Below are 13558 nucleotides of genomic sequence, written 5' to 3'. Positions count from 1 at the left end.
TATGGAAGAGAATAAGAACGATAATCACGCGGTTCCGCCTAACAATTCCAATAGTGGGGAAGAGGTAAAGAAAGATATTCAAGGTTTGCTCGGAAGCACAAAAAAGTTTCTTTTAGAGCTTTTGGACATCCGAAGTAATACCGATCAAGAAGCCACAAAGGAAGCGATTATCGCAGATATTCCTTTTAAGGGGCATACGTCATGGATTTTGATCTGTTCTATCTTTATAGCTTCGATCGGACTGAATGCCAATTCAACTGCTGTTGTAATCGGCGCCATGTTAATTTCCCCATTAATGGGCCCGATTTTAGGTATTGGGCTCTCATTGGCTGTGAATGATGTGGATACCTTGCGTAGGTCTTTAAAAAACTTTACGGTAATGGTCGTACTCAGTGTTTTAACGGCCTATTTGTTTTTTGCCATATTTCCTTTGCGGGATGAGTCTTCGGAGCTATTGGCCCGTACTGCACCTGATATCAGGGATGTATTGATCGCATTTTTTGGTGGTCTCGCCCTCGTGATAGCCAGGGCCAAAAAAGGTACCATAGCATCCGTTATTTTTGGTGTGGCCATTGCCACTGCATTGATGCCGCCTTTATGTACAGTAGGTTTTGGATTGGCCATAGGTAATTACGATTATGCAACGGGTGCTATGTACTTGTTCAGTATCAATACCATATTTATTGCATTGGCAACTTTTCTAGTATTGAAATTGCTTCGTTTTCCCATGGTGCGATATGTAAATTCGCAAAAGCGAAGGCTTATCGGTAGGGTAGCTTCACTTTTTGCCATTTTGGTCATGATTCCGGCAGGAATGACCTTTTGGGATGCCCTTCAAGAATCCTTATTTAGAAAGCAAGCGCAACGTTTTGTAGAAGAAAAAATAGCCCCTTATCAATTTGAGGGATCAGGTAGGTTTATGGATGACTTTACTGATATCGAATTCAATAAAGGTGAAAATCCATATATAGAGTTGGTGTTTATGGGTAATGAGACCGTGCCGGATAATGTGATTGCCACTTGGAACAAACAAAAGGAAGATGAGGCAAGTTTTGATCGATTGAAGAATACGGAACTACATATAATACAAGGAGCCAAAAATGAGCAAGTAGACCAGCTGAAATATGTAGATCAATTATATGAAACGCAAAAAACGCAAATAGAGGATAAGGATACCCGAATTAAACTATTGGAAGAAGAGTTGGGTAAATTGGGAAAAATGTCCATTCCTTTTGCAGATGTTAGTGTTGAGGCGAAAACCAATTATACGAACTTGGAATCCCTTGGTTTTTCACCGACCATACAGACAGATTTTAAAAAGATGGATACCATCCCCATTTTTGAGGTTAAATGGAAAAGGGATGCCAAAAGGGCGCAAACGATCGAGGATACCAAGAAACTACATGCTTGGTTAAAGCTCAGGTTAAAGGACACAACGATTCAATTGAAAGAAGTGATTCAGGATTAATTACGTTCTTCAATATACATTTGTCTTACTTTTTTAAATAATTCGGAAGAATAAACGAAATTCGTTACCGCCTCATTGTCGGTCTTGAATATTTCGTCCTTGGTGCCTTCCCATTCTTTGATTCCATGTTTAAGGAAAACGATTTTTTCACCGATCTCCATCACCGAGTTCATGTCATGGGTGTTGATTACCGTAGTGATATCGAATTCCTTGGTGATTTCCTGAATAAGGTTGTCAATGATTATTGCGGTTCTTGGGTCTAACCCCGAATTAGGTTCATCGCAAAAGAGATATTTTGGGTTCATGACAATGGCCCTGGCAATCGCAACTCGTTTCTGCATACCACCGGAAATTTCAGAAGGGTATTTCTTATGGGCATCGACAAGATTCACTCTTTCCAATACGATATTGGCACGATCTTGCATTTCCGATCGGGATTGATTGGTGAACATCTCCAAAGGAAACATGACATTACCTTCCACGGTCATAGAATCGAACAAGGCACTTCCTTGAAATACCATACCCATGTCCTGCCTTAGATTACGTTGTTCACGGGCCGATAATTGAGAATATATTTTACCGTCTAAACTTATTGTTCCTTTGTCAGGCGTAAAAAGTCCCAAAAGGCATTTAATGAACACTGTTTTTCCTGAGCCACTCTGTCCAATGATCAAGTTGGTCTTGCCTTTTTCAAGAACGGTGCTGATACCCTTTAATATATGGGTATCACCAAAAGATTTATGTATGTCGTTTACCTCTATCATTAGCCCAATAAAAGTTGTGTTAGTATATAGTTCAAAATAATGATCACTACACTTGTCCAAACAAAAGAGGTCGTTGCGGCCTTGCCCACTTCAAGTGCCCCACCTTTCATGTAAAAACCATGATAAGAAGGTATGGTGGCCAAAACAAAGGCGAATACCAGTGTTTTTAAAAATGCATAGGTGACATGAAAAGGGATAAAATCGAGTTGAACACCTTCGATAAAATCCGCGCTTGTACTAAAGCCTCCAAAAACACCTGCGACCCATCCTCCAAAAATTCCCACGTACATTGATATCGCTATTATGAAAGGATATAATAATAGTGCGATTATTTTGGGGAATACCAAATAATTAAGTGCGTTGACCCCCATCACCTCCAAAGCATCAATCTGTTCGGTAACCCTCATAGTGCCGATACTACTGGTAATGTAAGAACCTACTTTTCCTGCCATGATGATAGAGCAGAAAGTAGGGGCGAATTCCAAAATGATAGATTGCCGTGTTGCGAAGCCCACTAAATTTTTGGGTATAAGTTCACTGGTGATATTCAGTGCGGTCTGTATGGCTACGACGCCTCCGATAAAAAAGGAAATAAAAATTAAAATACCCAATGAACCATAAATGAGTTCATCTATCTCTTTGAGTATCAATGATTTCATTATGCGCCATTTTGTAGGTTTCCTAAAAACCTCTTTAATCATTATTGCATAACTTCCGATTGATGCTAGGTAATTCATAGAATGGTATAGACTTATGACTGTAAAAATAGGAATTAAGAATGTCTTTTAACCTTGATTTAATCTTTTAAGGGTTTATTTATATATTTTTGTAGCATCAATTTTCATTAAATGTGCAAGAATAGATTTCCCTTAGTTTTACTCTTTTTTTTAGTAATCTTCAACTCTTTTGACGCATCGGGTCAAAAAAAATCCAAGAACAAAATTAACATTGAAAATACGGCCCAATTGCGAACTACGCCTAAATTGGTCGTAGGTATAGTCGTGGATCAAATGCGATACGATTATATTACCCGTTTTTGGGGGCAATTTGGTGACGGTGGGTTCAAAAGATTGGTCAATGATGGCTTTAATTGCAAGAACAATCATTTTAATTATGCACCTACCTATACAGGCCCGGGACACGCTTCGGTTTATACCGGTACAACACCTGCTTCACATGGTATTATAGCAAATGATTGGTATGATAAGGAATTGGATAAATCTGTCTATTGTGCGGCCGATGATTCTTATAATTCGGTGGGAACCACCTCGGACGCCGGTAAAATGTCGCCACACCGTATGCTGGTTACCACTGTAACCGATCAATTGCGCTTGCATACCCAATTAAGGGGCAAGACCATTGCAATTGCTTTGAAAGATAGGGGTGCGGTACTGCCCGGAGGGCATTTGGCCAATGGAGCTTATTGGTTTCAAGGCAAAAATGAGGGCAAATGGATAACAAGTTCATTTTATATGGATGAATTGCCACAATGGGTCATGGATTTCAATGTCTCCAATGTGGCAGAAAGTTATAAAAAACAATGGTCGACAATAAAAGACATCAATACTTATCTTGAGAGTGGTTCTGACAATAATAGTTATGAAGGTTTGTTCGAAGGGGAGAGTGCTCCGGTTTTCCCTCATGATTTACCTTCATTGTGGGACACTAATGGGGAATTCGATATGATAAAAGCCACGCCATTTGGCAACAGTATAACGGCTGATTTTGCCATTGCTGCTTTGGCAGGAGAGAATTTAGGAAGCGATACAATTACTGATTTTTTAGCAGTCAGTTTTTCAAGTACCGACTATGTAGGGCATAAATTCGGTGTAAATTCAAAAGAAATAGAGGACACTTACATTCGACTGGACGAGGATTTGGCCCGTTTATTCAAGGCATTGGACAATAAAGTCGGAGAACATGATTATACCGTTTTTTTAACGGCCGACCATGCGGCCATACATGTACCAGCGTATTTGAGGGACTTGAAAATACCTGCAGGTTATGTGAACGGGGATAATCTTAAAACGAGGTTTAACGAATATCTAAAATACAAGTTCGGTACTACCGATATAGTAAAGAATATTTCGAACAATCAAATGTTTTTGGATCATGACATTATTAAAAACCTTGATTTGAAGTTGAAAGAGGTACAGGAAGATATTGCGATGGAGTTGTTGAACTATGAGGATTTCGATAGGGTGTACACGGCGCATCAAATGTGGGAGAATGATTATACCCAAGGTATTCCTTATATTTTACAGAATGGTTACAATCAAAAGCGTTCCGGTGATATTCTAATGGTCTTGAAGCCAGGGACAATAAGCTATTCCATGACAGGTTCTACCCACGGTTCCCCCCAGATATACGATACGCACGTACCGCTGCTTTTTTACGGTAAGGGCATTAAAAAGGGGAGCACCACTGCTCGTACCGAAATTTCGGATGTGGCACCGACCATATCCGCATTATTGGGTATTGCCTTTCCCAGTGGGGACATCGGTATGCCGATATCAAAAGTGTTGGAGTAATTCTATTACAGGAAATGTATGAATGATCACCCTATAGGTATTTTTGATTCAGGAATTGGTGGTACATCTATATGGAAAGAAATAAATTCATTACTTCCTAATGAGAGTACCATATATTTGGCCGATAGCAAAAATGCTCCTTATGGGGAGAAATCCAAGGATGAAATAATTCAGTTGTGCATTAAGAACACCGAATTGTTATTGGCTAAAGGTTGTAAGCTTGTCGTGGTAGCATGTAATACCGCAACGACCAATGCCATAGATTATTTACGCAAACATTATACTGTACCTTTTATCGGTATTGAACCGGCCATTAAGCCAGCTGCATTACGATCAAAATCGAAAAAGGTCGGGGTATTGGCCACGCAAGGGACGTTATCCAGCTCTTTATTTCATAGTACAACGGAGAACCATGCTGCCGGAATACACATTTATGAACAAGTAGGGACCGGTTTGGTACCATTGATAGAGAGTAATAAAATAAACGCTCCGGAAACAAAAGCTTTATTGGAAAAATACCTGAATCCAATGGTAGCTGCAGGAATAGATCATTTGGTTCTGGGGTGTACCCATTATCCGTATTTGCTTCCTGTCATAAAAGATATGTTGCCGGCCCATATCAATATAATAGATTCTGGAGAGGCGGTTGCTCGGCAAACAAAAGCCGTTTTGGAAAAGAATGATCTATTGTGCAATGCCGGTAAGAAAACCACTTTCCAATTTATATCAAATGCCAATGTGAATATTCTCGAAAGTTTTTTACAAGGATACGGTCCTTCTCTTAAATTGTCATGCCTAGATTTTTAAAAATCTATTTTCTGTGATACGTTAAATAAGTGAACGCATATTTATGTTTTTGGTCGATGGGATGAAATTCGGATTCCGTTAATTGCCAAATCGTTTCATCGATTTCCGGAAAGAAAGTATCGGCTTTGAATTCTGAATGAACCCTGGTGATTTCCAATTTTTCGGCAAATTTCTCACCTTGCTTATAAATTTCCCCGCCTCCAATGATAAAAGGGGAGTTATCTTTATGTGTTAGTTTTATGGCATCTTCCAAGGAATGTACCACCAAGCATTGGTCATGATCGGTCGTGTAGTTTTTGTCCCTGGTTACGATAATATGGGTTCTATTGGGCAAAGGTTTGGGAAAACTCTCAAAGGTTTTTCTTCCCATTATAATAAAATGTCCGGTCGTTAATTTTTTAAATCGTTTAAAGTCATCGGGTAAATGCCAAAGCAAGTCATTATCTTTTCCTAAGGCGTTGTTTTCGCCTACAGCCGCTATGATGGTGATGGTCTGCACTGTTGTTTTATTTTTGTTTTAGTTAAATAGTAACAAAAAATAGACCGATCATCATAAAGCCGAAAATTTGAAAGAAATTGGGAGGCAGGATCTCAATCGATTTTTTTGTTGATTTTCGAAAGGGGAAATTCCGTTTCAATTTCTTTTTGTATTTCCGCTATTCGCTGTTTTTGTTTTATGACCAACTTCTCGCGTTGATTCCTTTCCCATTCCTTTCCCATGAATTTTTGCGTTATAAAAACATTGAAAACATGTATTGCGAATAAAAAAGCCCAGAAAGTAATGGCCCAAATAAACCAATCATACGCTTCGCCGAATTTCAATATTTTATTTATCAACACAAGAAAAACACTTCCGACAAGGAATATGACAAAATGCTCATAAAGTCTTTTCTTTTGCTTTATACGAGTTTGGGCAGACTCCATTAAGTCGTGTTGTTCTAAATTTAATTCCGTTTGCTTTTTATCCTTATTAAACATACGAATGACTTTCTTTAAGATACAAAGATACGTTATTTGGCCTTTATTGATTATTTAGATGAATGAATGGTTGTCATAAATATTCGCGGATTATAAAGAATTTTTATATGCCAATGCAGCTTCTTCTGGGATGATATACGTAAGTTCTATTGCTTTATGAAATGACCATAATCATATTTATATCTAATTGATTAGGAGGTGATTTATGGGTTGAATATGTAATGATCAATACAATAATCTGTTCGCAAAGGAGGGAAGCAAATCGGTTGGGATTTCATCCTTATAAAGCCGAAGAAACCATAAATGCTATAAATAACATAGTAAGTGCTTTAAAAGTAGCGTGTTCTTATTACTTAGTTAGGAATTTGGATGTATGGTTTTTAAGAAGCAATGCCAAATGTACCCTATATATTGTTAAAATGATAAAAATGACATTAATCATTGGTAATGAGATGTTTAATGCTTTAATTTTGTACTAAATTTAAATTGTTCATGTTATGGGAATTGTAAAAAAATATTTAAAATCAAAGCCAGTTTGTAAAGTTACGTTTACAGTTCCGGCTGAAGAAGCTAAGAAAGTTGCCGTTGTTGGTGATTTCAACAATTGGAACCCTAAAGGGAGCTCATTGAAAAAATTAAAGAACGGGACTTTCAAGGGTACGTTAGACCTTCCTAAAGAGAACACCTATGAATTCAGGTATTTGGTAGATGGAAATTATGTGAACGAGGCGGAAGCTGATCGTTACCAATGGAATGATTATGCAGGAGCTGAGAATGCGGTTCTTGATGTTTGAGAATAGAAAATAAAGAAAATAAAAAGGCCCAAAAGAATACACTTTTGGGCCTTTTTATTTTGGGTTACTTTTTTTGGTCATATCGCCACGACCCCTTTTATATGTGGGTGGGGGTTGTAATCTACCAACGTGAAATCTTCAAATTTGAAATCGAATATGTCCTTGATGTCAGGATTGATCAGCATTTTAGGTAATGGTCTAGGTTCCCTGCTTAATTGAAGTTCAACCTGTTCCATGTGATTGTTATAAATGTGGGCATCCCCAAAGGTGTGGATGAATTCCCCGGGTTGGTAGCCACAGACTTGTGCCATCATCAAAGTGAACAAGGCATAAGATGCAATATTGAAAGGGACTCCTAAAAAGATATCTGCACTACGTTGGTACAATTGACATGATAATTTGCCATCTGCAACATAAAATTGGAAGAAAGCGTGGCATGGCGGAAGTGCGGCCTTACCATTGGCGACATTCTCGGCGAATGATTTGGAAGTGTCCGGCAGTACACTGGGATTCCAAGCGGATACCAGCATCCTTCTACTGTTCGAATTGTGTTTAAGGCTGTGGACAACCTCTTTTATCTGGTCTATGTCCTCACTGTTCCAATTACGCCACTGGTGTCCGTAAACAGGGCCTAAATCACCGTTGTCATCTGCCCATTCGTTCCAAATTCGCACTCCGTTTTCCTGAAGGTATGCAATGTTCGTGTCACCTTTCAAGAACCATAATAATTCGTGAATAATCGATTTTAAATGTAATTTTTTGGTGGTTACCATGGGAAAACCTTCACTTAGGTCAAAACGCATTTGGTGACCGAAAACACTCAAGGTCCCTGTTCCTGTTCGGTCGCCTTTTTGGCAACCATTTTCCAAAACTTGCTTTAGTAAATCGTGATATTGTTTCATATGAACCGCTGACCCGAATATGGGTTTTCAAAAGTTATTTGTTAATCGGCTAAAAATAATGAAATGGCCATCTACTTTTACGAACGTAAGGGTTATTCTTATGAAATTTTATCAACGATAGACGATTAGCCCAATATCATTCCTGCAATCGTAGCAGAAAGTAAAGAAGCAATGGAGCCTCCAAGAACGGCTCGCATTCCAAATTCGGACAGCGTTTTCCGTTGGCCGGGTGCCAACGATCCAATACCGCCTATTTGAATACCTATAGATGCGAAATTTGCAAATCCGCATAACATATAGGTAGCCATAATAACTGATTTGTTATAAGTAAAGTGGGTGGCATTGGCAACATCTTTTAATTCAGCCAATTGAATATATCCTACAAATTCACTTGCGGCCAATTTAATGCCCAGTAACTGTCCCATCTGCATTATATCTTCTGATTGTACGCCCGTTAACCACATTAGTGGTGCAAAGATGGTCCCTAGAATAGATTCCAGGGAAAATGCTTGGTAAGAAGAATTTGCGGCAATCCAGTCATTCAGTGTGGTCATGTCCCCGACCCAGCCCAAGATACCGTTTATCATGGCGATAAAAGCTACGAAAACCAATAACATTGCGCCTACGTTAACGGCCAATCTTAGTCCTTCTGATGTACCATTGGCTATAGCATCAAGAAGATTTGCCCCGATTTTTTCCGAGGAAACGGATACATCGGTATTTACCTCTTCTGTTTGTGGGTATAATATTTTTGAAATCACGATTGCCCCGGGTGCTGCCATAACGGAAGCCGCAATAAGGTGTCTGGCGAATTCCAGTCTTAATTGCTGGTCATTTCCTCCTAAAAAACCAATATATGCTGCTAAAACCCCTCCAGCTACCGTAGCCATGCCTCCGATCATTACCAAAAGAATTTCCGACTTATTCATTTTTTCGAGATAAGCTTTGATCATGAGTGGTGATTCGGTTTGGCCCAAGAATATATTGCCGGCAACAGAGAGGCTTTCGGGCCCTGAGATGCCTAAGGATTTGGTGAGTAACCATGCCAATCCTTTTACTATTTTTTGGATAATTCCCAAATAGAATAAAACCGAGGTCAATGCCGAGAAGAATATTATGGTTGGCAGAATTTGAAAGGCAAAAATATAGCCGATGTTCGGATTGTCAAGATTAAGAAGGTTACCTAGAATGAACTCACTACCTGCCAAAGTGAAATTCAATAATTCGTTGAAAATCATTCCCAAGAATTCAAAGATCCTTCTAATAAAAGGAACCTGTAGAATTCCAATGGCCAACAAAACCTGTATACCTAGGCCCATACCTACGGTCTTCCAATTAATAGCCTTTCTGTTGGCACTAAAAAGGAATGAAATCAGAATAAGGGAAATCATGCCTAATATGCCCCGCCATAGACTATTGATCGAAAATCCTGCATTCGGGATTATCTCAGTGACTTGTTTGGCATCGGTTGAATGTAATGCAATGGTTTCGGTGACCGAGACCAAAGTGTCTTGTACTGCATTTATTTGGGCGAATGATGTAGAGGATATTAGCAGAAGCAAAAAAAGCATCCAGTAATTAGTTTTCATAGGTAGAATGCTCTTTTAGTTTAATTTCGTTTTGAAATTTCATCTCTTAATTTGGCCGCTTTTTCGTAGTCTTCGTTGGCAACGGCTTTTTCCAATTCCTTGTTCAGCTCATCAATGGTCAATTCGGTAAAGGCATCGCTCGCTCCTTGATCAATCTCCACGGTATCGCCCTCTTGCAAAATCTCATCTACCATGATACTTTCGTCATTTTTATCTTCATCTGTTTCTTTCGATGTAAATTTCAGGAATATACCGGCTTTGTCAAGTATGGTCTTATAAGTGAATATAGGAGCATTGAATCGAAGTGCCAACGCTATGGCATCGCTTGTCCTGGCGTCAATTATTTCTTCTATATTATCACGTTCACAGATAATACTGGAATAAAACACGCCATCGACTAATTTATGAATGATAACCTGTTTGATGACTATATCGTACCTGTCCGCAAAATTCTTGAATAGGTCATGCGTTAAAGGTCTAGGAGGTTTTATTTCCTTTTCAAGGGCTATGGCGATAGATTGGGCCTCAAAGGCCCCAATGACTATAGGAAGCTTGCGATCACCGTCAACCTCGTTCAATATAAGGGCATATGCACCATTTTGGGTTTGGCTATAGGAAATCCCCTTAATTTTTAATCGTACTAAACTCATAGGCTGTAATAAACCACAACGGGCTGTTCAAATCAAAAGGCATGGCCAATAGATTGAACAGCCCTTAGAGGCGCAAATTAACAAAAATTAAGCGTTTTGCGCTTTAAATTCTTTTAATTTTTCGATGAGTTTAGGTACTACTTCAAAGGCGTCGCCCACAATTCCATAGTCCGCGGCTTTGAAAAAGGGTGCTTCAGGATCGGTATTGATGACCACTTTGGTTTTAGAGGAGCTGACCCCTGCCAAATGCTGTATGGCTCCGGAAATACCAATGGCGATGTAAAGATTACTGGCTACTGGCTTTCCAGTTTGCCCAACGTGCTCACTATGTGGTCTCCACCCCATATCCGATACGGGTTTTGAGCATGCTGTTGCAGCTCCGAGTACTTCGGCAAGTTCCTCGATCATGCCCCAGTTTTCCGGGCCTTTAAGACCTCGCCCACCGGATACGACTATTTCGGAGTCCGCAATGGTCGCTTTACCGACCACTTTGTCTATTTCAAGTGATTTTATAGAGAATGCAGTATCATCAAGGGAAGGTGAAAAATCTTCGATATTGGCCGATGTATTGTTTTCGACCAGTCCGAATGAGTTATTTGATACTCCGATTACCTTTATTTCTGTATTGATTTGCGAATGGGCAAATCCTTTATTACTGAACACCGTTCTTTTAACGATGAAAGGACTTGTGCTTTCGGGTGCTGCGACCACATTGGCAATATAGCCCGCTTCCAATTTTGCCGCCAAGATAGGAGCAAGGAACTTGGTGTCCGAGCTAGAGCTTATGATAATGACCTTGGCTTCTTCCTTATTAGAGGCCTGCGCTATCGTATGGGCATATGCTTTGGCGTTGAACACATTCAGTTGGTCGTTAGCGACATTCAATACTTTTGAAATGCCGTATAGACCTAAACTTTCATTATCGTTTGCATTAATGGAAATTGCTGTGGCTGTTGTTCCCATCTGCCTTGCGACTTCACTGGCATATGAGGCAACTTCAAAGGCGTTCTTTTTGAATTTGCCATTATCTGATTCTGTATATACTAATACTGACATAAATTTATCTTTGATTTTTTTCCTGAATTTTTTTCGGGAATTTGTTATTGGGTTAGTTTTTCGGGTGTTGTGGCCCGAAGCATTTGAGAAAGGCCTAAATCACTTTGGCTTCATTATGTAAGAGGTTTACCAACTCACCTACATTGTCCGCATCTACAAGTTTTACTGCTCCTTTAGGTGCGGGTTGTTCAAATTTCACATCAGTGGTAGCGATTGTTGCCTCAATAGGTTCTACCACGGTCAATACCTTTTTTCTGGCCATCATGATTCCCCGCATATTGGGTATTCGTAGGTCACTTTCTTCAACGAGGCCTTTTTGGCCTCCGATGACCAAAGGTAGGGTGGTGCCGATTTTCTCTTTTCCACCATCTATTTCTCGTACCGCAGTAACATCGTTGCCGTCAATTTCAAGGTTTATGCAGGTGTTGACGAAGTTCATGTTCAATAAGGTAGCTAACATGCCGGGAACCATACCACCATTATAGTCTATAGATTCCCTACCTGCAATAATAAGGTCGTAACTACCATTTTTCACGACCTCGGCCAGCTGTTGGGCTACAAAGAAACCATCGGTCGGTTCTGCATTCACACGAATGGCCTCGTCTGCGCCGATTGCCAAGGCTTTCCTTATTGTGGGTTCGGCACTGGGACCCCCAACGGATGCAACATGAACCGTTGCCCCTTGTTTTTCTTTGAACCACATGGCTCGTGTAAGCCCGAATTCATCGTTTGGATTAATCACAAATTGAACACCATTAGTGTCAAATTTAGTATCTCCATCGGTAAAATTTATCTTGGAGGTTGTGTCCGGAACGTTGCTTATACAAACTAATATCTTCATAAATGTAATGTTTTCAAGTCTTTAAAAGAATCGAGCTAAGATAGGTAATCTTTTTCAAAAATACTATGCACGCATAGTAAAATTTGTTATTTTTTTAATTCCATGAGTCTTTAAATTGATATATAATTTGCTATTTTTGCTTTCGTTTTTATCCGAACGGATAACATTAATATAAAAGCATTAGATGAAGACATTACAGTTTAGGCAAGCCATAGCAGAGGCTATGTCAGAGGAAATGAGAAGAGACGAGTCCATATATTTAATGGGTGAGGAAGTCGCAGAGTACAATGGCGCTTATAAGGCTTCTAAAGGCATGTTGGACGAGTTTGGTCCTGATCGTGTTATCGACACCCCTATTTCTGAATTAGGCTTTTCCGGAATTGGCGTAGGTTCTACGTTAACCGGTAATCGGCCGATTATCGAATTCATGACCTTTAACTTTTCATTGGTCGGGATTGATCAAATTATAAGTAACGCTGCGAAAATCAGGCAAATGTCCGGCGGACAATTTAGTTGTCCTATTGTTTTTCGTGGACCTACTGGTTCTGCAGGTCAATTGGGGGCCACGCATTCCCAGGCTTTAGAGAGCTGGTTTGCGAATTGTCCCGGATTAAAGGTAGTTGTTCCATCAAATCCGGCCGACGCCAAAGGCTTGTTAAAGTCAGCTATCAGGGATAACGACCCTGTAATATTTATGGAATCTGAGCAGATGTACGGTGATAAAGGTGAAGTTCCAGAAGGTGATTATACCATTCCTTTGGGTGTTGCCGATATTAGAAGGGAAGGTGCCGATGTTACTATTGTATCGTTTGGAAAGATCATAAAGGAAGCTGATAAAGCTGCAGATGAATTGGCTAAAGAAGGTATTAGCTGTGAAATCATAGATTTACGTACGGTTAGGCCTATGGATTATGATGCCATTTTGAACTCAGTAAAGAAAACAAATCGCTTGGTTATTTTGGAAGAAGCTTGGCCTTTTGGAAATGTGGCAACAGAAATTACTTTCCATGTTCAAAATAATGCATTTGATTATTTGGATGCTCCTATCCAAAAAATAAACACCGCCGATACCCCAGCACCATATTCACCTGTTTTACTGGCTGAGTGGTTGCCGAATAAAGACGATGTTATCAACGCTGTTAAAAAGGTTCTTTATAAATAAAGGAGTACATAATTGT

Annotated in this window: 14 protein-coding genes; 5 read left to right on the top strand and 9 right to left on the bottom strand. The window is 39.6% G+C overall.

Features of this window, described 5'->3' with window-relative positions; genetic code table 11:
• Position 1 precedes the first annotated feature (1 nt).
• Positions 2-1468, top strand: a complete 1467-nt coding sequence (locus GJ691_RS16970) for a DUF389 domain-containing protein (RefSeq protein ID WP_154369064.1) — start codon at positions 2-4, stop codon at positions 1466-1468.
• Here GJ691_RS16970 and GJ691_RS16965 read toward each other — a convergent pair.
• Both GJ691_RS16965 and GJ691_RS16960 read right to left on the bottom strand, forming a co-directional pair.
• Complete coding sequence (locus GJ691_RS16965; protein WP_154369062.1) at positions 1465-2232, bottom strand: ABC transporter ATP-binding protein; 768 nt, start codon at positions 2230-2232, stop codon at positions 1465-1467. The two genes, GJ691_RS16970 and GJ691_RS16965, sit on opposite strands and share 4 nt — an antisense overlap.
• Entirely contained in the window at positions 2232-2969 is a 738-nt protein-coding gene (locus tag GJ691_RS16960; RefSeq protein ID WP_154369060.1) for an MlaE family ABC transporter permease, read from the bottom strand. The genes GJ691_RS16965 and GJ691_RS16960 overlap by 1 nt, the downstream gene beginning before the upstream one ends.
• Positions 2970-3080: 111 nt before the next feature.
• Here GJ691_RS16960 and pafA point away from each other — a divergent pair, with 111 nt between their 5' ends.
• Together pafA and murI are read left to right on the top strand one after the other, a co-directional pair.
• The gene (pafA, locus tag GJ691_RS16955; protein ID WP_154369058.1) at positions 3081-4763 is read left to right on the top strand and encodes an alkaline phosphatase PafA; all 1683 of its coding nucleotides are present in this window, start codon (positions 3081-3083) and stop codon (positions 4761-4763) included.
• A gap of 18 nt (positions 4764-4781) precedes the next feature.
• Positions 4782-5570 (top strand): glutamate racemase, encoded by a 789-nt coding sequence (gene murI / locus GJ691_RS16950; RefSeq protein WP_154369056.1) that lies wholly within the window; start codon positions 4782-4784, stop codon positions 5568-5570.
• Between the two features lie 4 nt (positions 5571-5574).
• Here murI and GJ691_RS16945 read toward each other — a convergent pair whose 3' ends face one another.
• Complete coding sequence (locus GJ691_RS16945; RefSeq protein WP_179955162.1) at positions 5575-6069, bottom strand: dihydrofolate reductase; 495 nt, start codon at positions 6067-6069, stop codon at positions 5575-5577.
• Between the two features lie 92 nt (positions 6070-6161).
• Entirely contained in the window at positions 6162-6548 is a 387-nt protein-coding gene (locus GJ691_RS16940) for a 2TM domain-containing protein (RefSeq protein WP_154369054.1), read from the bottom strand.
• Positions 6549-7045: 497 nt separating this feature from the next.
• Between GJ691_RS16940 and GJ691_RS16935 the strand changes: the two genes are divergently transcribed.
• Complete coding sequence (locus GJ691_RS16935; RefSeq protein ID WP_154369052.1) at positions 7046-7342, top strand: isoamylase early set domain-containing protein; 297 nt, start codon at positions 7046-7048, stop codon at positions 7340-7342.
• Positions 7343-7419: 77 nt separating this feature from the next.
• Here the strand turns inward: GJ691_RS16935 and GJ691_RS16930 are convergent, their stop codons facing one another.
• The 5 genes from GJ691_RS16930 to GJ691_RS16910 form a co-directional block, all read right to left on the bottom strand.
• Positions 7420-8244, bottom strand: a complete 825-nt coding sequence (locus GJ691_RS16930) for a thymidylate synthase (RefSeq protein ID WP_154369050.1) — start codon at positions 8242-8244, stop codon at positions 7420-7422.
• Positions 8245-8369: 125 nt separating this feature from the next.
• A complete protein-coding gene (locus GJ691_RS16925; protein ID WP_154369049.1) occupies positions 8370-9833 on the bottom strand; it encodes a NupC/NupG family nucleoside CNT transporter in 1464 nt (487 codons plus the stop codon).
• A 20-nt stretch (positions 9834-9853) separates the two neighbouring features.
• Positions 9854-10483: a bifunctional nuclease family protein gene (locus GJ691_RS16920; protein WP_154369047.1), complete on the bottom strand. Its 630-nt coding sequence runs from the start codon at positions 10481-10483 to the stop codon at positions 9854-9856.
• Positions 10484-10570: 87 nt separating this feature from the next.
• A complete protein-coding gene (locus GJ691_RS16915; RefSeq protein ID WP_154369045.1) occupies positions 10571-11539 on the bottom strand; it encodes an electron transfer flavoprotein subunit alpha/FixB family protein in 969 nt (322 codons plus the stop codon).
• Positions 11540-11633: 94 nt separating this feature from the next.
• Entirely contained in the window at positions 11634-12380 is a 747-nt protein-coding gene (locus tag GJ691_RS16910; RefSeq protein ID WP_154369043.1) for an electron transfer flavoprotein subunit beta/FixA family protein, read from the bottom strand.
• A 184-nt stretch (positions 12381-12564) separates the two neighbouring features.
• Between GJ691_RS16910 and GJ691_RS16905 the strand changes: the two genes are divergently transcribed.
• Positions 12565-13542: a pyruvate dehydrogenase complex E1 component subunit beta gene (locus GJ691_RS16905; RefSeq protein WP_154369041.1), complete on the top strand. Its 978-nt coding sequence runs from the start codon at positions 12565-12567 to the stop codon at positions 13540-13542.
• Positions 13543-13558 lie beyond the last annotated feature (16 nt).

Source organism: Maribacter luteus (genome assembly GCF_009674825.1).
Classification (GTDB): Bacteria; Bacteroidota; Bacteroidia; order Flavobacteriales; family Flavobacteriaceae; genus Maribacter_A; species Maribacter_A luteus.
Note: the sequence above shows the minus strand (reverse complement) of the source record. Positions and strands in the feature narration are given on the sequence as shown.